Source organism: Streptomyces tauricus (genome assembly GCF_014650955.1).
Classification (GTDB): Bacteria; Actinomycetota; Actinomycetes; order Streptomycetales; family Streptomycetaceae; genus Streptomyces; species Streptomyces tauricus.
Genome location: NZ_BMVY01000031.1, coordinates 60,260 through 79,839 on the forward strand (window position 1 = coordinate 60,260; position 19,580 = coordinate 79,839).

At 68.8% G+C, this 19,580-nt stretch carries 11 protein-coding genes; 10 read left to right on the plus strand and 1 reads right to left on the minus strand.

Annotated features, from left to right (window positions below):
* Positions 1 to 82: 82 nt before the first annotated feature.
* The 6 genes from acnA (at position 83) to IE278_RS32960 (ending at position 10,203) form a co-directional block, all read left to right on the plus strand.
* Positions 83 to 2,797, plus strand: coding sequence for an aconitate hydratase AcnA (acnA, locus tag IE278_RS32935; protein WP_281403202.1), 2,715 nt, complete (start codon positions 83 to 85; stop codon positions 2,795 to 2,797).
* A gap of 374 nt (positions 2,798 to 3,171) precedes the next feature.
* On the plus strand, positions 3,172 to 3,888 hold the full coding sequence (locus IE278_RS32940; protein WP_189777592.1) for a response regulator transcription factor: 717 nt from the start codon (positions 3,172 to 3,174) through the stop codon (positions 3,886 to 3,888).
* The gene (locus IE278_RS32945) at positions 3,885 to 5,438 is read left to right on the plus strand and encodes a sensor histidine kinase (protein ID WP_189777594.1); all 1,554 of its coding nucleotides are present in this window, start codon (positions 3,885 to 3,887) and stop codon (positions 5,436 to 5,438) included. The genes IE278_RS32940 and IE278_RS32945 overlap by 4 nt, the downstream gene beginning before the upstream one ends.
* 406 nt (positions 5,439 to 5,844) lie before the next feature.
* Complete coding sequence (locus IE278_RS32950; RefSeq protein WP_189777596.1) at positions 5,845 to 7,191, plus strand: DUF3500 domain-containing protein; 1,347 nt, start codon at positions 5,845 to 5,847, stop codon at positions 7,189 to 7,191.
* 257 nt (positions 7,192 to 7,448) lie between these two features.
* Entirely contained in the window at positions 7,449 to 8,564 is a 1,116-nt protein-coding gene (locus tag IE278_RS32955) for a lytic polysaccharide monooxygenase auxiliary activity family 9 protein (RefSeq protein ID WP_189777598.1), read from the plus strand.
* A 268-nt stretch (positions 8,565 to 8,832) separates the two neighbouring features.
* The gene (locus IE278_RS32960; protein WP_246570998.1) at positions 8,833 to 10,203 is read left to right on the plus strand and encodes a COG1361 family protein; all 1,371 of its coding nucleotides are present in this window, start codon (positions 8,833 to 8,835) and stop codon (positions 10,201 to 10,203) included.
* A gap of 56 nt (positions 10,204 to 10,259) precedes the next feature.
* Here IE278_RS32960 and IE278_RS32965 read toward each other — a convergent pair whose 3' ends face one another.
* The gene (locus IE278_RS32965; RefSeq protein ID WP_189777600.1) at positions 10,260 to 14,099 is read right to left on the minus strand and encodes a GH92 family glycosyl hydrolase; all 3,840 of its coding nucleotides are present in this window, start codon (positions 14,097 to 14,099) and stop codon (positions 10,260 to 10,262) included.
* Between the two features lie 595 nt (positions 14,100 to 14,694).
* Here IE278_RS32965 and ngcE point away from each other — a divergent pair.
* From ngcE to IE278_RS32985, 4 genes are all read left to right on the plus strand, one after another.
* Positions 14,695 to 16,143, plus strand: a complete 1,449-nt coding sequence (gene ngcE, locus IE278_RS32970; protein WP_189777601.1) for an N-acetylglucosamine/diacetylchitobiose ABC transporter substrate-binding protein — start codon at positions 14,695 to 14,697, stop codon at positions 16,141 to 16,143.
* A 91-nt stretch (positions 16,144 to 16,234) separates the two neighbouring features.
* Positions 16,235 to 17,164, plus strand: coding sequence for a carbohydrate ABC transporter permease (locus IE278_RS32975; protein WP_189777603.1), 930 nt, complete (start codon positions 16,235 to 16,237; stop codon positions 17,162 to 17,164).
* A 37-nt stretch (positions 17,165 to 17,201) separates the two neighbouring features.
* Positions 17,202 to 18,122 (plus strand): carbohydrate ABC transporter permease, encoded by a 921-nt coding sequence (locus IE278_RS32980; RefSeq protein WP_189777606.1) that lies wholly within the window; start codon positions 17,202 to 17,204, stop codon positions 18,120 to 18,122.
* A 194-nt stretch (positions 18,123 to 18,316) separates the two neighbouring features.
* Positions 18,317 to 19,516, plus strand: coding sequence for an ROK family transcriptional regulator (locus IE278_RS32985; RefSeq protein ID WP_189777609.1), 1,200 nt, complete (start codon positions 18,317 to 18,319; stop codon positions 19,514 to 19,516).
* Positions 19,517 to 19,580 lie beyond the last annotated feature (64 nt).

The following is a 19,580-nucleotide window of genomic DNA, read 5'->3' on the forward strand; positions in this document are numbered from 1 at the left end:
CTTAGCCTGACCTTAGCGGATCGGCCAAGAGGGCGTGGCGGCAGGATGCGGTGGTACGCGCACATGAATGAAGGAGACTGTCGTGTCGGCGAACAGCTTCGACGCCCGTAGCACGCTCAGCGTGGGCGACGAGTCCTACGAGATCTTCCGGCTGGACAAGGTGGAAGGCTCGGCCCGCCTTCCGTACAGCCTCAAGGTCCTGCTGGAGAACCTGCTCCGTACCGAGGACGGCGCGAACATCACCGCCGACCACATCCGTGCTGTCGGCGGATGGGACTCGCAGGCCCAGCCCAGCCAGGAGATCCAGTTCACGCCGGCCCGCGTGATCATGCAGGACTTCACCGGTGTGCCCTGCATCGTGGACCTCGCCACCATGCGCGAGGCCGTGAAGGAGCTCGGCGGCGACCCGGCGCGGATCAACCCGCTCTCGCCGGCCGAGATGGTCATCGACCACTCCGTGATCGCCGACAAGTTCGGCACGAACGACGCCTTCAAGCAGAACGTCGACCTGGAGTACGGCCGCAACAAGGAGCGCTACCAGTTCCTGCGCTGGGGCCAGACCGCCTTCGACGACTTCAAGGTCGTCCCGCCGGGCACCGGCATCGTCCACCAGGTCAACATCGAGCACCTGGCGCGGACGGTCATGGTCCGCAACGGTCAGGCGTACCCCGACACCCTCGTCGGCACCGACTCCCACACCACCATGGTCAACGGCCTCGGTGTGCTCGGCTGGGGCGTCGGCGGCATCGAGGCCGAGGCCGCGATGCTCGGCCAGCCGGTCTCCATGCTCATCCCGCGCGTCGTCGGCTTCAAGCTGACCGGTGAGCTCAAGCCCGGCACCACCGCCACCGACCTCGTGCTCACGATCACCGAGATGCTCCGCAAGCACGGTGTCGTCGGCAAGTTCGTCGAGTTCTACGGCGAGGGTGTGGCGGCCACGAGCCTCGCCAACCGCGCCACCATCGGCAACATGTCGCCGGAGTTCGGCTCCACCGCCGCGATCTTCCCGATCGACGGCGAGACCCTGAACTACCTCAAGCTCACCGGCCGCACCGAGCAGCAGGTCGCGCTCGTCGAGGCGTACGCCAAGGAGCAGGGCCTCTGGCTCGACCCGGCCGCCGAGCCCGACTTCTCCGAGAAGCTGGAGCTGGACCTGGCGACGGTCGTCCCGTCGATCGCCGGACCGAAGCGCCCGCAGGACCGCATCGTCCTGGCGAACGCCGCGCAGAAGTTCGCGCAGGACGTCCGCAACTACGTCGAGGACGACGACGAGGCGGGCAAGGAGTCCTTCCCGGCCTCCGACGCCCCGGCCACCACCAACGGCGTACCGACCCGCCCGACGACGGTCACGGCCGCCGACGGCTCGACGTACGAGATCGACCACGGCGCCGTCACCGTCGCCGCGATCACCTCCTGCACCAACACCTCGAACCCGTACGTCATGGTCGCCGCCGCGCTCGTCGCGAAGAAGGCCGTGGAGAAGGGCCTGACCCGCAAGCCCTGGGTCAAGACCACCCTCGCGCCCGGCTCCAAGGTCGTCACCGACTACTTCGACAAGGCGGGGCTCACCCCCTACCTCGACAAGATCGGCTTCAACCTCGTCGGCTACGGCTGCACCACCTGCATCGGCAACTCCGGCCCGCTGCCGGAGGAGGTCTCCAAGGCCGTCAACGAGCACGACCTCGCGGTCACCTCGGTCCTCTCCGGCAACCGGAACTTCGAGGGCCGCATCAACCCCGACGTCAAGATGAACTACCTGGCCTCCCCGCCGCTGGTCGTCGCGTACGCCATCGCGGGCTCCATGAAGGTGGACATCACCAAGGACGCGCTGGGCGTCGACCAGGACGGCAAGCCGGTCTTCCTCGAAGACATCTGGCCGACCGAGGCCGAGGTCAACGACGTGGTGGCGAACACCATCGGCGAGGACATGTTCAACAAGTCCTACCAGGACGTCTTCGCGGGCGACGCCCAGTGGCAGGCGCTCTCCATCCCCACCGGCAACACCTTCGAGTGGGACGCCGAGTCCACCTACGTGCGCAAGCCCCCGTACTTCGAGGGCATGACGATGGAGACCACCCCGGTCTCCGACATCACCGGCGCGCGCGTGCTCGCCAAGCTGGGCGACTCGGTCACCACCGACCACATCTCCCCGGCCGGTGCCATCAAGGCCGACACCCCGGCCGGCAAGTACCTCACCGAGCACGGCGTCGAGCGTCGTGACTTCAACAGCTACGGCGCCCGCCGCGGCAACCACGAGGTCATGATCCGCGGCACGTTCGCCAACATCCGCCTGCGCAACCAGATCGCGCCGGGCACCGAGGGCGGCTACACCCGCGACTTCACGAAGGAGGACGCGCCCGTCTCCTTCATCTACGACGCCTCGCGCAACTACATCGAGCAGGGCACCCCGCTGGTCGTCCTGGCCGGCAAGGAGTACGGCTCCGGCTCGTCCCGCGACTGGGCCGCCAAGGGCACCAAGCTCCTCGGCGTCAAGGCCGTCATCGCCGAGTCGTACGAGCGCATCCACCGCTCGAACCTCATCGGCATGGGCGTCATCCCGCTCCAGTACCCGGAGGGCCAGTCCGCCGAGGCCCTCGGTCTGACCGGCGAGGAGACCTTCTCCTTCACCGGCATCACCGAGCTGAACGAGGGCACCACCCCGCGTACGGTCAAGGTCACCACCGACACGGGTGTGGAGTTCGACGCGGTCGTCCGCATCGACACCCCCGGTGAGGCCGACTACTACCGCAACGGCGGCATCCTGCAGTACGTACTGCGCAGCCTGATCGCCAAGTAGCCGATCCGGCACGGCAGTCGAGGGCCGCACTCCCGGAAGCCCGGGGGTGCGGCCCTCCGCCGTGGGCGGGGCCCGCGCCGTTCCCCGCGCCCCTGAGAGCAGGAGATTGCGCGGTTCCCCGCCCCCCAAGGCAAAAGATTGCGCCGTTCCCCGCGCCCCCAAAGGCAAAGGACTGCGCCGTTCCCCGCGCCCCTGAGGGGGCGACGGCGCAGCCGAGCCTTCAGGGGCGCGGGGAACGGCGCGGCCAGCTACAGCGGACCCGCACCTTCCGGAGGGCCGCCCACGGTGGGACCGCACCTTCGGCGGGGCGGACACACGGGTGTGGCTCAGGTGGAACACAGGGTTCCCTCAGGCGATCCGGACAGGATCACTACATGTCTGGCACCCGAAGCGCACCCGTCCGCGTGCTGATCGTCGACGACGAACCCGCTCTGACCGAGCTGCTCTCCGCGGCCGTCACGGACGCCGGCTGGCAGCCCTACCCGGCCGCGGACGGACGGACCGCGCTGCGCGTCGCCCGCACCCGCGCCCCGCACGCCGTCGTCCTCGACGGAATGCTGCCCGACCTGGACGGCGTCCAGGTCCTGCGCCGGCTGCGGCAGGAGACCCCGCGGCTGCCCGTCCTGATGCTCACCGCGCGCGACGCGCTGGAACACCGCATCGACGGCCTCGCCGCCGGCGCCGACGACTACGTGACGAAGCCCTTCTCCCTGGAGGAGGTCGTGCTGCGGCTGCGCGGGCTGCTGCGGCGGGCCGGCGCCGAGGAGGCCAGGTCAGGCGGTTCGGTACTGGCCCTCGGGGACCTGGTACTGACCGAGGAGACCCGTGAGGTGCACCGCGATGGTACGCGGGTCCAGCTCACCGCCAAGGAGTTCGACCTGCTCAGCCTGCTGCTGAGCCACCCGCGCCAGGTGCTGAGCAAGACACAGATCCTCGACCATGTGTGGAGCAACTGCTTCGACGGCGGAGGGAACCTCGTCGAGGTCTACATCTCCAGTCTCCGCCGCAAGCTCGACAAGGGGCGGACACCGATGATCCACACCGTGCGTGGCGTCGGATACGCCATCAGACCGCCGGGGGACGGCGGATGAGGCCGCGCCTGCCGGAGCGGCGTTCCCTGCGCACCCGCCTCCTGCTCTTCATCGGCGTCATCCTGGTCGTCGTCTGCGCGGCGATGGCGCTCACCACCGTCCTCGCCCAGCGCGCCTATCTGATGGGCAACCTCGACCAGCGCGTCACCGACGCCGCCGAGCGCAGCCAGGGCGGGCTGCAGCGCCGCACGGGCGACGACACGGACCTCGGCTTCCTGAACGAGCGCGGCCAGGCAGTCGGCACGCTGGCCGCCCGCTTCGACGCCGATACCGGTGCCGACGCCGACGGGACCGGGCAGGTCATCGCGGCCCAGGTGGTCACCGACGACGGTACGCGGCAGACCCTCACCGCCGCCCAGCGCGCCGCCCTGGACGGCATCGACACCGACGGCTCCCTGCACACCCGTACGATCCCCGGCCTCGGCACCTACCGCGTGACCGCCATCGCCGGCGACGGCGTCCCCGTACTCACCGGGCTCCCGATGGACGACGTACAGGACATGATCGGCCGCCTGGTCCTGATCGAGGCAGTGGCGGGAGGCCTCGGCCTGGCCGCCGCCGGGGTGGTCTGCGCCGTGGTGATACGCCGTCAGCTGCGACCGCTGGGCCGGGTGGCCGCCACCGCCGTCGAGGTCTCACGGGTCCCGCTGGGCCGGGGCGCGGTCACCGGGCTCACCCGGGTACGCGAACGGGACACCTACCCCGGCAGCGAGGCCGGACAGGTCGGCGCCGCGCTCAACCGCATGATCGACCATGTGGAGTCCTCGCTCGCCGAACGCCAGCGCGGCGAGGAACGCATGCGGCGCTTCCTCGCGGACGCCAGCCATGAACTGCGTACGCCGCTCGCGTCCATCGCCGGGTACGCGGAGCTGATGAACCGCGGCACCCAGCGGATCGAGCCCACGCTGGCCTGGAGGCGGGTCTCCGCCGAGTCGGCGCGTATGACGGGCCTCGTGGAGGACCTGCTGCTGCTCGCCAGGCTCGACGAGGGGCGTCCGCTCCAGTCGTCCGAGGTCGACCTCGCGGCGCTGGTCGCCGAGGCGGTGTGGGACGCACGGGCGGCGGGCGGTGGCCACGACTGGCAACTGGCGCTGCTCCTCGACGCTCCGGCGCTCGTGCTCGGCGACGAGGCGCGGCTTCACCAGGTGGTGGCGAACCTGTTGGCGAACGCGCGGGTGCACACGCCTGTGGGGACGACTGTCGTCGCGTCGGTGGAGGCGACGGAGGCGCATTGCGTGATCCGTGTCCGCGACGACGGGCCCGGTATCGCGCCGCATCTGCTGCCCGCGGTCTTCGAGCGCTTCACACGGGGTGACGTGTCCCGCTCCCGGAACGGCCCGGCCGACGGCGGCTCCGGGCTCGGGCTCGCGATCGTGGCGGCGATCGCGGCCGCGCACGGGGGCCACATCGTCGTGGACAGCGAACCGGGCCGTACGGAGTTCACGCTGACCCTGCCGCCGTCCCACGTGCCCTTGGAGGCGCCTCCGGGAGCGTCGGCCGCCCCACACGCCGGCCTGGCCCTCGAAGCCCCGACTTCCGACCCACGCTGACCACCGAGCACGGGGCCTCACCCCGGCCCACCCAGGGCGAGGGCGGCGCCCGCAGGCCGAAAGTCCCGCCTGGCCCGCGCGGTGGCTGGCCGCGCAGTTCCCCGCGCCCCTCAAGGCGGTGCTGCGCCCCGGCCTTTGCCGCGCGGGTACGTGGAGGCTGGGCGCGCAGTTCCCCGCGCCCTAACGGCTCGGCTGCGCCTTCGTGCCCTCAGGGGCGCGGGGAACGGCGCAGTCTTTTGTCTTTAGGGGCGCGGGGAACTGCGCAATCTTGTTGCTACCAGCCGCAACGCGGACCGTACCCACCCCCACCCCCAACCCTTCAGCCAGCACTCAGGTTGGCCCCCCACAGTCGTCTCGCGCGGCCGGCCGCAAGGGATCGGCCCATGGCGATGAGGGAGTAGCCGCGATGACCGGACTCGACAGCGGCGCGGAACCCGTGGCGCAGGAGCCGCAGACGGGCCGTCAGGCACACGCAGGTCGGCGGAACTTCATGCGCAAGGTCTTCTTCGCCGGCGGCGCAACCGCCGTCGCGACGATGGGCGGCGCCGGCGCCTGGGCCGCCCTCGCCGCCGACGAACCCGGCGCGACCGCCTCGGCCGACCCGAGCGGAACGCCCACCGGCACCCCGAGCGGCGCCCCGACCGGAGGTCCGGGTGCCGGCGGCCCCGGCAACCAGTCCATCACCGAGGACTTCTTCGGTCTCACCACCGACGGCAAGAAGATCGACGACCTCTTCACGGTCCACTCCGAGGGCGTCGCCACCGCCCCGGTGATCGCCGCCGCGAACGCCTTCCTCGCCGGACTGAGCGCCACGCAGAAGTCGTCGACGCAGTTCACCGTCCACTCCACCGAGTGGCGGCTGTGGAGCAACGTCGACGCGTACGACCGTCAGGGCGTCTCGATCGCCGACCTCTCCGACGAGCAGCAGGCGCTCGGCAAAGCCCTGCTGAAGTCGGCCCTCAGCGCCGACGGGCTGGAGACCACGGAGAGGATCCGCCGGATCAACCAGGCAGCCGGAGAGGCGATCGACAACACGGACTCCTTCAACGAGGAGGCCTTCTACTACACGGTGCTGGGCACGCCGTCCGCCACCGAACCCTGGGGCTTCCAGTTCGACGGGCACCACCTGGTCATCAACTACTTCGTGCTCGGCGGCCAGGTCGTCATGAGCCCCTGCTTCTGGGGCTCGGAACCGACCGAGATCGACATCGACGGCACGACCGTCTCCGTGTGCAAGGAGGAGGTGAAGGCGAGCCTCGCCTTCATCAACTCCCTCACCGAGGCCCAGCGGACGGTCGCGATCGAGTCCACGACCAAGTCGAACGAGTCCATGAAGGCGGGCGCCTTCGCTGACAACACGGTCCAGGAGTACACCGGCCTGCGCGGCAACGCCCTCACCGGCTCCCAGAAGCTGAAACTGCTCGGCATCGTGGAGGCCTTCACCGGCCGCGCCAAGGCCGATGTCGCCAAGGCCAGGCTGGCCGAGGTCAGGGCCCACCTGGACGACACGTACGTCACCTGGACGGGCGGCATCGCGGACGACTCCGCCTTCTACGTCCGGGTGCACAGCCCGGTCGTCTGGGTCGAGGTCGACTGCCAGGCCCCAGGACCGCTCGCGGGCGCGTACGGCGCCTCGCAGGGCAGCGGTGCGACCCAGATGCACGTGCACTCCGTCATCCGCACCCCGAACGGCAACGACTACGGAAAGGAGCTTCTGCGACAGCACTACCTGACGTCCCCTCACCACCGGTGAGCCAAGGCGTACTTGGAGTCTCCCGTCATCCGAGTCTCCCGTCATCGCGAGGGCCGCACCCGTCCGGGTGCGGCCCTCGCGCGTCAGCCGTTTACATGTGCATCGCACCGCGCTAGCTTCGACAGCACGTGGGGTGGGAGCGCTCCCATTCCGGGTGGACCGGAACCCGCCCCGGGGCCGCCCCCACCCCACACATCCCGCACGTACACCACCCGCACCTCACACGGCCTGTGAACGAAGGGATGGATTGTGCTGTCATGGTCCTGACAATCGAACCGACCCCGCCGCCCCGGCGCCCTCCACGGCACTCACCGCTGCGCCACCTTCCCCTCCCCGCCCGCGGCAGAGCCTTCCTCCTCATCCTGCTGGCCCTGGTCGTCACGGTCCCGGCCCTCGGCCTGGTCGTCTCGGCGGGCGGTGAGGCCGAGGCGCACGGCACCCCGATGAAGCCCGCCAGCCGCACCTTCCTGTGCTGGCAGGACGGGCTCACCGACACCGGTGAGATCAAGCCGGTCAACCCCGCCTGCAAGGCGGCCCAGCAGGTCAGCGGCACGACGCCGTTCTACAACTGGTTCTCGGTCCTGCGCTCCGACGGAGCGGGCCGCACCCGCGGCTTCGTGCCCGACGGCGAACTGTGCAGCGGCGGCAACACCAACTTCACCGGCTTCAACACCCCGAGCGCCGACTGGCCGCTCACCCACCTCACCTCGGGTGCGACCGTCGACTTCTCGTACAACGCCTGGGCCGCGCACCCGGGTTGGTTCTACGTCTACCTCACCAAGGACGGCTACGACCCCACCAAGGCGCTCACCTGGAACGACATCGAGGAACAGCCGTTCCTGAGCGTCGACCACCCGCCGCTCAACGGCTCCCCGGGCACGGTCGAGGCCAACTACTCCTGGTCCGGCAAGCTCCCCGCGGGCAAGTCGGGCCGCCATCTCATCTACGTGGTCTGGCAGCGCTCGGACAGCGCGGAGACCTTCTACTCCTGCTCCGACATCGTCTTCGACGGCGGCAACGGCGAGGTGACGGGCATCCACGATCCGGGCGACCCGACCGACCCCCCGGCCGGCGCCTGCTCCGCCACCCGCCGTACGACGGGCAGTTGGTCGGGCGGCCACCAGTCAGAGGTGACCGTCACCAACAGCGGGAACGTGCCGCTGCTCGGCTGGATGGTCGACTGGTCGCTGCCGGGCGGACAGTCCGTCGCCAGTCTCTGGAGCGGCAACGCCACGTACAGCGGTCAGAACGTGATGGTCCACAACGCCGACTGGAACGGGTCGCTCGATCCGGGCGAGAGCACCACGTTCGGATACGTCGTCCAGGGCTCCGGAGGTGATACGGCGACCGCCGCGGCGTGCCGGCCGGGCTGAGCCGGTTCGAACGGGGGCCGGAGCCGGGCCCGGGGCATCGACCGCCCGGGCTGCTCTGGGCGGACCCGGTGGCCGTAATCCACCGGGTCCGCGAGCCGGGCAGGTCGGGGGAATGCCTGGCCGGAGGGGATGAGGTCGTGTCGACCCCGGACGCGACAACGTTGTCCAGCGGTCTGAATTCGACTCTACCTCCCCAACGGGCCGCTCAGCCAACGCAGTTGGAATCTTGAGCCACTTCTGAGGTTGATACGGTCTCCGGGGAGGGGCCATGATCGAACGACACGGGGTACGGCGGCCCGCGGCCGTCTGCCTGGCACTGGTCGTGCTGCTGTCGCTGGGCGGACTCACCGGGTGCGGCGCGCTCCTCGACTCCGGGGAGAAGTCGTCCCTCTCGGTGCCGGACCTGTTCTATCTCCGGCCGCACGGGGACGACTCCGGCCCGGAGAAGAAGACGCCCTTCCACGTCCGGGCCGAGGACGTGACGGCCGAGAGCCGTGCGGGCACGCAGGATCACCGGCTCACCGTGGACGTCACCGGGTCCGGGCGGGCCGTACGGCTCAAGATCTCGAAGATCCGCAAGAAGAACCCCAGGTGCGCCGGGACCGCCACCCGGGTCGTCTGCAAGGTCAGCGGCGCCTACGACAGCTGGTCCGACCTGGACCGGGTGTACCCGTACGCCGCCCCGGGCGGCAGGCCCGGCGACAGTGCGACGGTCCGGTTCCGCTTCAGTACGCGGAAAGGGAAGACGCTCAGCGCGAACACCCGCGTCGTCGTCGGCGAACCCGTCGTCACGGTCCGTACGACGAAGGTCTTCGAGGACGTCGGGCCCGGCTCCGTCCTGCGTACGCCCGTCGTGGTCCGCAACACGGGGGAGGTGCCCGTGCGGGGCGTGGGCCTGCGGATCGCCGTCGGCAGCGGGCTGGCCTTCGAGGAGCGGTACGGCAACTGCCGTTATCCGCAGGCCCAGAAGGGCCACCTCGCGGTGTGCGAGTTCCCCCGCCTGCGCATAGCGCCCGGGAAGGCGGTCGTCCTGCGCCCGGCTCTGGCGCTGGACGTCTCCACCACCGACATGTACACCTCCTTCCACCAGGAGGCATGGGCCCTGGACATGGGCCCCGCGCGGCACGGCGTCGTACCTGAGGGCGGCGATCCCGGCGACGGCCCGCGGCTGACGACCGGGGCCGCGCGGGGGCCCGACCTGAAGGGGACGTTCGCCGGCGGTGACGCGTGGAGCGAGGTCCGGGTGGACACGTACGCGGACTTCGAGGTCTTCGGCGTCGAGGTGAGCGGCCGGCGCGGCTCCGAGCACACCGTGCGTCTGAAGGTCCGCAACAAGGGGCCCGCCACCCCCGGGAGCACCACCCTGCTGTTCACCCCGCCGGAGAGCGCCACCGTGGTGGAGCAGCCCATGGAGGCCATCGACGAGGACGTGTACGAGCTCTACTGCGACCTCGACAAGGGCACGTACTCCTGCCTCGTGCAGGGCGGACTCCAGCCGGGGGAGTCGCGGACCTTCGAGTTCGGGATCCGGCTCGGCGGACCGTCCGAGGGCAGTGTGCGGGTGACGGACACCGACGGGCCGGGCCGCCGCGATCCCGACCCCGCCAACGACACGGCACCGGTTACCGTCCTGCCGTAACCGGTGCCGTGCCCGCCGTACCGTGCGCGTCGTGCGCGCTGGTGGTCAGCTGTGCGTCAGCGCAGCAGTTCCACCTCCGCCAGCGTCGCCTCACCGTCGAGGACCAGGCGGTACTTCGCGTACGTGCCGGGTGCCGCGACCGAGAAGGCCCGCGTCTGCCGGTCCCAGGCGAAGGACTGCCCGGAACGCTTGTCGAGGTCCTTCCACGTGGTCCCGTCGGACGAGCCCTGGAGGACCCAGCCCTTGGGGGCCTTGGTGCCGTCGGCCGAGGTCAGCGTGTACTGCACGGCCTTGACCGGGTCGGCGGTCGGCAGGTCCGCGGACGTGACGACGGCGTTCGTGCCCGACGTGTTGTCGAACAGCGGGCCCTCGCCCTCGACGGCGTCGGTCCGGGGGGCCGGCACCTTGTCGTCCTGGGTGACCGACACGGGCGCCGCGTTCTTGCCGGTGCCCCACGAGGACGGCTTCGGCCCCATGTCGAACTCGATGACCGCGCCGCGCGAGATGACCGAGTGCGGGAGCGCGGTCGACGTCCACTTCTTGCCGTTGACCTTCAGACCCTGCACGTAGACGTTCTTGGCGCTGTTCTTCGGGGCCTTCACGACCAGGTCCCGGCCGTTCTCCAGGTGCACGGTCGCCTTGGTGAACAGCGGTGAGCCGACCGCGTATTCGCCGCTGCCCATGACCAGCGGGTAGAAGCCGAGCGAGGAGAAGAGGTACCAGGCCGACTGCTCGCCGTTGTCCTCGTCGCCGTGGTAGCCCTGGCCGATCTCGCTGCCCGTGTAGAGCCGCGAGAGGACCTCACGCACGTTCTTCTGCGTCTTCCAGGGCTGGCCGGCCGCGTCGTACATGTAGTTCACGTGGTGGGCCACCTGGTTGGAGTGCCCGTACATGCCCATGCGGACGTCGCGGGCCTCGGTCATCTCGTGGATGACGCCCCCGTACGAGCCGACGAACTCGGGCCCGGCGGTCTCCGGGGTGCCGAAGTACGTGTCCAGCTTCTCCGCGAGCCCCGACCGGCCGCCGTACAGGTTGGCCAGACCGCGCGAGTCCTGGGGTGCGGTGAAGGCGTAGCCCCAGCCGTTGGTCTCCGTGTAGTCGTATCCCCACACGCGCGGGTCGTACTTCTCGGAGTCCACCCGCCAGTCGCCCCCGGCGTCCCGGCCCTGGAAGAAGCCGGCCTTCGAGTCGAAGAGGTTGACGTAGTCCTGGGCGCGGTTGAGGAAGTACGCGGACTCCTCCTTGTACTTCTTCTTGCCGGTCTTCTTGTAGAGCGCCTCGCCCATCTTCGAGATGCCGTAGTCGTTGAGGTAGCCCTCAAGCGCCCACGACAGGCCCTCGTGGGTGTCGGTGCTCGTGTAGCCGATGAAGGGCGAGGTGGCCATGCCCTTGCGGCCCACGCCCGATGAGGGCGGCACGACGGTCGCGTTCTTCACGGCCGCGTCGTACGCAGACTCCGCGTCGAAGTCGACGCCCTTGACGTACGCGTCCGCGAACGCCACGTCGGAGGAGGTGCCGGTCATCAGGTCCGCGTAGCCGGGCGAGGACCAGCGCGAGGTCCAGCCGCCGTCCTTGTACTGCTGTACGAAGCCGTCGACCATCTCTCCCGCCTGGCCGGGCGTGAGGAGCGAGTAGGCGGGCCACGTCGTCCGGTAGGTGTCCCAGAAGCCGTTGTTGACGTACACCTTGCCGTCGACGATCTTCGCGCCGGTGTGCGTCGGGGTGTCCGGGCCGGGCATCGGCGAGAACGGCGAGGCGTACTGGTCCTTGCCGCCGACCTTCTCGAAGCCGGAGTTCGGGTACAGGTACAGCCGGTAGAGGCTGGAGTACAGCGTCGTCAGCTGGTCCGGCGTCGCGCCCTCGACCTCGACCTTGCCCAGGATCTTGTCCCACGCCTTCTGCGCGCGCGACTTGACCTTGTCGAAGGACGTGCCGTCCGGGATCTCCTGGCGGAGGTTGTCCTTGGCCTGGTCGATGCTGATGAGCGAGGTGGCGATGCGCAGGGTGACCGTGCGGTCCTCACCGGCCTCGAACTTGAGATAGCCCTTGACCCCCGCGGAGCTGCCCTCCTTCACCGGCGCGTCGAAGGTCCCGTACACGAAGAGGCGGGTGGCGCCCGTCGACAGACCGGACTTCACGTCCGAGTAGCCGGTGAAGGTGCCGCTCTCCTTGTCGAGGGTCAGGCCCGCCTGGTCCGTGACGTTGTCGAAGAGGACGTTCGCGTCGTCACCGGGGAAGGTGAAGCGCATGGCCGCCGCGTGGTCCGTCGGCGTGATCTCCGTCCTCAGCCCGTTCTCGAACGTCACCCCGTAGTAGTGCGGGCGTGCCGTCTCGTTCTCGTGCTTGAAGGGCAGCGCGCGGGCGGTGCGGCCCGTCTCCGGGGTGCCGGAGGCGGCCGACGGCATCACCTGGAAGGTCTGCCGGTCGCCCATCCAGGGGCTGGGCTCATGGCTCGCGCTGAACGCCTGGACGGTCGGCAGGTTGTCCGCGTTGTTGGCGCGCGCGTAGTCGTACAGCCAGCTCAGCGAACCCGCGTTCGTCACCGGGGTCCAGAAGTTGAAGCCGTGCGGCACGGCCGTGGCCGGGAAGTTGTTGCCGCGCGAGAAGCCGCCGCTGGAGTTGGTGCCCCGGATGGTCGAGGCGTAGTCCGAGAGATGCGCCTTGGGCTTCTCGGGCTTCTTGACGCTCAGCTTCACGTCGTCCAGCCAGCCGCGGAACTTGGCGGGCCCCTTCGGGGAGTCGTACGCGACCAGGATCCGGTCGACCGTCCGGCCGGCCGCGACCGAGCCGATCCGCGAGGTGACGTTGTTCCACTGGTTGACGTACAGCACCTTCGAGGCGCCCTGGCCCTGCGGTGTCAGCGCGAACCCGTGCTGGTCCTGGGCGCGCAGGTCACTGAGGTAGGTGCCGTCCGTGAAGGCCAGGTCCACCGACACGTTCGTGGCGTCGTAGTCCCGGTCGCCGTCCGCCATCGACGGGAAGATCCGGTACGCCAGCTCGGTGTCACGGCCGACGGCCACGTTCACGTCGAAGACCTTGTTGTACGAGTAGGCGCGGCCCTCCGCCTTGTGGGTGCCCGCGTACCGCAGGGCCCGCTTGCCGGTGAAGCCCGCGCCCGCCTTGGCCGTCGGGGAGCCGCTCGGACCGCGGTCCACGAGGGAGAGCATGTCCTTGGGCGTGGGGTCTTCCTCGTCGCCCGTCGAGAACTGGACGTCGGCGAGCTGCAGGGCGTCGGACGCGCCGTTGTTCTTGGTGATGTCGAGCCGGAAGTGCTGGTACTCGGCCGGTTCGCCGAGCTTGTACGACTTCGTCTGGAACCGCTCGCCGAAGGACTCACCGGCCCGGGTGTCGAGGGTCTTCCAGTCCTTGCCGTCCGTGGAGCCCTGGAAGGTCCAGTCGACGGGGTCGCGCTCGTCGTGGTCGTTGGCCGACGTGAGCGCGTACGAGAGCAGCTTGACGGGGGCGTCCAGCTCGAACTCCACCCAGCCGGTGGGCGCGAAGGTCAGCCACTTGGTGCTGGGCTCGACATCGGCGAGGTTCTCCTTCACCTCGCCCCCGCCGGTGTTCTCGGCGCTCGCGCGGACGTCCGTGACGTGGTCCGTCACATTGCCGGGGATGCCGGTGCTGTAACCGCCGTCGACCCCCGCGGCGCGCTTGGTGCCGTCCGCCGAGGTGTCGACCGTGTTGAGCCAGTCGGGTGCGGGTTCACCCGACTCGAAGGAGGAACCGAACTCCCGCTCCGCCTTGGCCGCTTCACCGGGACGGGCTACGGCGGCGCCCTGCGAGGCCACCACCAGTGCGAAGGCGGCCGCTCCGAGGACCGCCGTGGAACCCCACCCGTGCCGTGTGCCGAGCCTGGATCTGTACGGAGACCCTTGCCGAGATCTGTGGTGCATGCGCCAGCACCCTCCCTGTCACGTGCGCCTGGACAACGTTGTCAAAATCGCTGCGCAGGTCCAGTAGGGAGTCAAGTGGCCAGTGCTGTCAAGGGTGTTGGTTGTGGCGTCCGGGGGTAATGCCGACAGCCGACTCGACCGCCCCCTCGTGGGCCCGTCTGTCGGCTTCCTGTTCGGGCACTGATCGTTGCCTGATCACCCGCTGTGTGACAAGCCTCCGGGCAGCTCATATTTCCGCGAGGTCTCACTTCGGGAAAGAGTGTCGGCCAACTGTGCATTCGATCTTGCTCCGTTGGCGGGAAGTGGACTATACCTGTCGGCGTCCGCCCGATCGTTCGACCGGTCGCGGACAGGCGGTTGCCGAAAGACGAAGGGGCGCGGCGAGCAGCGACGTGCCGCGCATTCCTGAGGCTCCCGGTATTCCAGGCACGATCCAGCTCTACTGAAGTCCCCTCGCTCAAGCGCCGGGCAGCGCGTCCGACCTGTTTTTCCTGCCGGGGGACCGGGGGTTTCCCCCGGGTAATGCAGTACCGACCGCGGTGCCGGGGAGGGTCCGGTTCACCGCCTGAGTCCTGATGAAGGCGAGGACTTGAGCATGGGATCCACTTCCGCACACAACGACCGCGAGGGTGTCGGCCGGCGCGACCTGATCAAGCGGTCCGCCGCGCTCGGTCTGATCACCGTACCCACGATGGGCTTTCTGTCCGCGTGTGCCAGCGGTGACAGCGGCAGCGAGGAAAAGGTCGACAAGGGCAAGAAGACCAAGGAGAACCCGCTCGCCGTCAACGAGAGCGCGCCGCTGGAGATCGTGATCTTCGACGGCGGTTTCGGCACGCAGTACGCCGAGGACGCCAAGGCGGTCTACGAGAAGAACTTCCCCAAGGCGAAGGTCAAGTTCTCCTCGACCCAGAAGATCCAGTCGGTCCTGCAGCCGCGCTTCAACCAGGGCACCCCGCCTGACCTGATCGACAACTCGGGTGCCGAGCAGATGGACATGGGCGTCCTGGTCGGCAAGAAGCAGCTCTCGGACCTCACCCCGCTGCTGGACGCGCCGTCCATCGACGACCCGGCCAAGAAGGTCCGCGACACCCTGCGCCCCGGCATCGTCGAGATGGGCCAGTTCGACGGCGACCCGGTCTGGATCATGTACTACGCGTACACCGTCTACGGCGTGTGGTACTCGCAGAAGGCGCTGGAATCGCTCGACGCGACGTACCCGGAGACCTGGGACGACATGCTCGCGGTCTGCGCCAAGGCGAAGAAGAAGGGCATCGCGGGCTGGACGTACGCGGGCAAGCACCCGTACTACATCCCCTTCTCGCTCTACCCGATGATCGCCAAGGTCGGCGGCCGCGAGGTCCTGGACGCCATCGACAACCTGGAGCCGAACGCCTGGAAGCACCCGGCGGTCAAGACCTGCTTCGAGGCGTACTACGAGCTCTACAAGAAGGGCTACATCCTCAAGGGCACCCCGGGCCTGGACCACATCCAGTCCCAGACCGCCTGGACCGAGGGCAAGGCACTCTTCATCCCCAACGGCTCCTGGGTGGAGAACGAGGCGGCGAAGACCATGCCGAAGGACTTCAACCTCGCGGTGAACGCGCCCAGCGGCATCGACAGCTCGGACAAGATGCCCTTCGGCACCATCTGGGCCTCCGGCGGCGAGCCCTTCATCGTGCCCGCCAAGGCCAAGAACACCGACGGCGGTATGGAGCAGCTGCGCATCATGCTCAGCGAGGCCTCGTCGAAGAACTTCACCTCGTCGGTCAAGTCGCTGACCGCCTTCAACGGCGGCACCGACGGAATCGAGCTGACGCCGGGTCTGAAGTCCGGTGTGGCGGCCCTGGAGAAGGCCGGCGACAACGTGGTCAACCCGCGTATCCAGGACTGGTACGTGGCGCTCCAGAAGGAGAAGATCGGCGTCGGCGGCCTCGGCGAGATGATGGCGGGCCGGCTCACCCCCGTCGAGGCCATCAAGAAGATCCAGGGCTACGCCGACGAGGCGGCCAAGGACGACAACATCCAGCACTACAAGCACCAGTGAGCGCGGCCGGGGCCCCGGGCGGTGTCCGGGGCCCCGGATCTCGGTGTGCGGCGTCGACGGCAGCCCCCGCGGGAAGATCGGGTCGGTAGGAATGCAACACGGTAAATACCGTTTCATCGTGGGGTTCTTGACGGCCCCCCTGGCCATTTACGGCCTGTTCGTCATCTGGCCCTTCATCCAGTCCATCTACTACTCGTTCACGGACTGGAGCGGTCTCAGCCCCGAGTTCAAGATGGTGGGCTTCAAGAATTACACGAGACTGCTGGACGACGAGGTCTTCTGGAAGTCGATGCAGCACAGCGTGATGCTCGTCGTGCTGCTGCCGTTGGTGACCCTCACCATGGCGTTGTTCTTCGCCTTCATGCTCAATGTCGGCGGACGGCGCCGAAAGAATGCCGCGATCGCCGGTGTACGCGGCTCCGCCTTCTACAAGGTGGTCTATTTCTTTCCGCAGGTGCTGTCGATCGCGATCGTCGCGCTGCTGTTCCAGTTCGCCTACAACCCCAACAGCGGTGCGATCAACTCCGCGCTGAAGGCGGTCGGTCTCGACAGCGTCCAGCCCGACTGGCTGGGTGACCCGGATCTCGCCCTCTGGTGCGTCTTCGCGGTACTCGTCTGGTGCACGGTCGGTTTCTTCGTGGTGCTCTTCTCCGCGGGAATGGCCTCCATTCCCAAGGACTACTACGAGGCGGCGCTCCTGGACGGCGCGAACCGCATCACGACCTTCTTCAAGATCACCCTGCCGCTGCTCTGGGACACCGTGCAGTCGGGCTGGGCCTACGTGGGGATCCTGGCGCTCGGCGCCGAGTCCTTCGCGGTCGTGCAGATCATGACCGTGGGCCCGAACGGCGGCGGCCCCGACTACTCGACGACCGTCCTGCCGCTGTACGTCTACCAGAAGGCGTTCCGCGACGGCCAGGCCGCCTACGCGACGACGATCGGTGTCGCCCTGCTCGTCGTGACGCTGCTGTTCGTGGCGGTCGTCATGAAGCTGGGCCGGCGCGAGCGGCTGGAGTACTGATGCGAACCGAGCTGACCTACCCGCGAGGAGGCCACGAGTGAAGACGACCGACACGCCTCCCGCCGACACCGCAGGCGAGAAGCCGCCGCCCGTCACCAAGACGGCGTCCGCGCCCCCGGCCGAGGAGAAGGCCACCGGCAGGACCCTCAACGTCTTCTCGCACGGCTTCCTGATCCTCTGGGCGATCATGGTGGTGATGCCGCTGCTCTGGGCGGTGATGACCTCCTTCAAGACGGACAAGGAGATCTTTAGCTCGCCCTGGGCGCTGCCCGACTCGCTGCACTTCGACAACTGGTCGCGCGCCTGGACCGAGGCGAACATGAGCGACTACTTCCTCAACACGATCATCGTGGTGGGGTTCTCGCTCCTCGGCACCATGCTGCTGGGCTCCATGGCGGCGTACGTCCTCGCGCGCTTCGAGTTCCCCGGGAACCGCTTCATCTACTTCCTCTTCATCGGAGGAATGAGCTTCCCGATCATCCTGGCGCTGGTCCCGCTGTTCTACGTCATGCAGAACCTCGCGCTGCTGAACACGCTGCCCGGCCTGATCCTGGTCTACATCGGCTACTCGCTGCCGTTCACCGTGTTCTTCATGACGTCCTTCTTCCGCACCCTGCCGACCTCGGTGGCCGAGGCGGCCTTCGTGGACGGCGCCTCGCACACCAGGACGTTCTTCCAGGTGATGCTGCCGATGGCCAAGCCCGGCCTGATCAGCATCACCATCTTCAACTTCCTGGGGCAGTGGAACCAGTACATGCTGCCGACGGTGCTCAACACCGAGCCGGAGAACAAGGTGCTCACCCAGGGCCTCGTCCAGCTGGCCGTCAGCCAGGGGTACAAGGGTGACTGGTCCGGGCTGTTCGCGGGCCTCGTGATGGCGATGCTGCCGGTGCTCGCCGCGTACATCGTCTTCCAGCGCCAGGTCGTCCAGGGGCTGACCGCGGGGGCGCTCAAGTAACGGAACGGTCGTCGGTGCGGTTTGCGAGGGTGGTCCCGGATTGAAGCCGGGGCCACTCCCGCGTTACGGGCGCCTGTACGCCCCTCTCTTGCTCAACCTCTTGACGGGAGGCGACCCCAACGGCTCAGCTTAGAGTTCACTAGTTGGACATAGACGGGGTCTCACCGAGGCGACCCCGTACGCAGGAGGTCGTCGTGGAGACTCCGGGGTCGCAGTCGTCGCTGCACCGAGCCAATCTCGAACGGGTCGTACGCGCGGTGCGCCTGGCCGGGTCGCTCACGCAGGCGGAGATCGCGAGGACGACGGGCCTGTCCGCGGCCACGGTCTCCAACATCGTGCGGGAGCTGAAGGACGGCGGGACGGTCGAGGTCACACCCACCTCGGCGGGCGGCCGAAGGGCCCGCAGCGTCAGCCTCAGCGGCGACGCCGGCATCGTCATCGGTGTCGACTTCGGCCATACGCATCTGCGGGTCGCGGTCGGCAACCTCGCGCACCAGGTACTGGCCGAGGAGTCCGAGCCGCTCGATGTGGACGCCTCCGCCGCGCAGGGCTTCGACCGGGCGGAACAGCTGGTCAACCGCCTGATCGCGGCCACCGGCGTGGACCGTTCGAAGGTCGCCGGGGTGGGTCTCGGCGTGCCCGGACCGATCGACGTGGAGTCCGGGACGCTCGGCTCCACCGCGATCCTGCCGGGCTGGACCGGCACGAAGCCCGCGGAGGAGCTCCAGGGGCGTCTGGGCGTCCCCGTGCACGTCGACAACGACGCCAACCTCGGAGCCCTCGGGGAACTCGTCTGGGGGAGCGGCAGGGGCGTCAGGGACCTCGCGTACATCAAGGTGGCCAGCGGTGTCGGCGCCGGACTCGTGATCAACAGCAAGATCTACCGCGGCCCGGGTGGCACAGCGGGAGAAATCGGGCATATTACTCTTGATGAGTCCGGCCCCGTCTGCCGCTGCGGCAACCGGGGCTGCCTGGAGACCTTCGCGGCGGCGCGCTATGTGCTGCCGCTCCTCCAGTCCAGCCACGGCACGGATCTGACCATGGAAGGTGTCGTACGGCTGGCACGGGACGGAGACCCTGGCTGCCGTCGGGTGATCGCCGACGTCGGCCGACATATCGGCAGTGGAGTGGCGAATCTGTGCAACCTGCTCAATCCGAGCCGGGTGGTGCTCGGCGGTGATCTCGCCGAGGCCGGAGAGCTCGTACTAGGACCCATCAGGGAGTCCGTCGGCCGCTATGCGATCCCCAGTGCGGCACGCCAACTATCCGTTCTGCCAGGGGCACTTGGCGGTCGGGCGGAGGTCCTCGGGGCACTCGCCCTCGCGCTCGGCGAGATGGGCGATTCAACCCTTTTGGATGGGTCGCTCACCGCTGTCACGCCTGCCTTCACTTAGAGAACGGATGGCAGCGTTGCCATTCCGTTAAGGATTTACTTCTTGACGTCGCACGTGCGGCCGA

What these genes read in the sequence shown, in the direction of transcription:
- IE278_RS32940 (WP_189777592.1), top strand. Translation starts at nt 3,172, where the DNA reads ATGTCTGGCACCCGAAGCGCACCCGTCCGCGTGCTGATCGTCGACGAC.
- IE278_RS32945 (WP_189777594.1), top strand. Translation starts at nt 3,885, where the DNA reads ATGAGGCCGCGCCTGCCGGAGCGGCGTTCCCTGCGCACCCGCCTCCTG.
- IE278_RS32950 (WP_189777596.1), top strand. Translation starts at nt 5,845, where the DNA reads ATGACCGGACTCGACAGCGGCGCGGAACCCGTGGCGCAGGAGCCGCAG.
- IE278_RS32955 (WP_189777598.1), top strand. Translation starts at nt 7,449, where the DNA reads ATGGTCCTGACAATCGAACCGACCCCGCCGCCCCGGCGCCCTCCACGG.
- IE278_RS32960 (WP_246570998.1), top strand. Translation starts at nt 8,833, where the DNA reads ATGATCGAACGACACGGGGTACGGCGGCCCGCGGCCGTCTGCCTGGCA.
- IE278_RS32965 (WP_189777600.1), bottom strand. Translation starts at nt 14,099, where the DNA reads ATGCACCACAGATCTCGGCAAGGGTCTCCGTACAGATCCAGGCTCGGC.
- ngcE (WP_189777601.1), top strand. Translation starts at nt 14,695, where the DNA reads ATGGGATCCACTTCCGCACACAACGACCGCGAGGGTGTCGGCCGGCGC.
- IE278_RS32975 (WP_189777603.1), top strand. Translation starts at nt 16,235, where the DNA reads ATGCAACACGGTAAATACCGTTTCATCGTGGGGTTCTTGACGGCCCCC.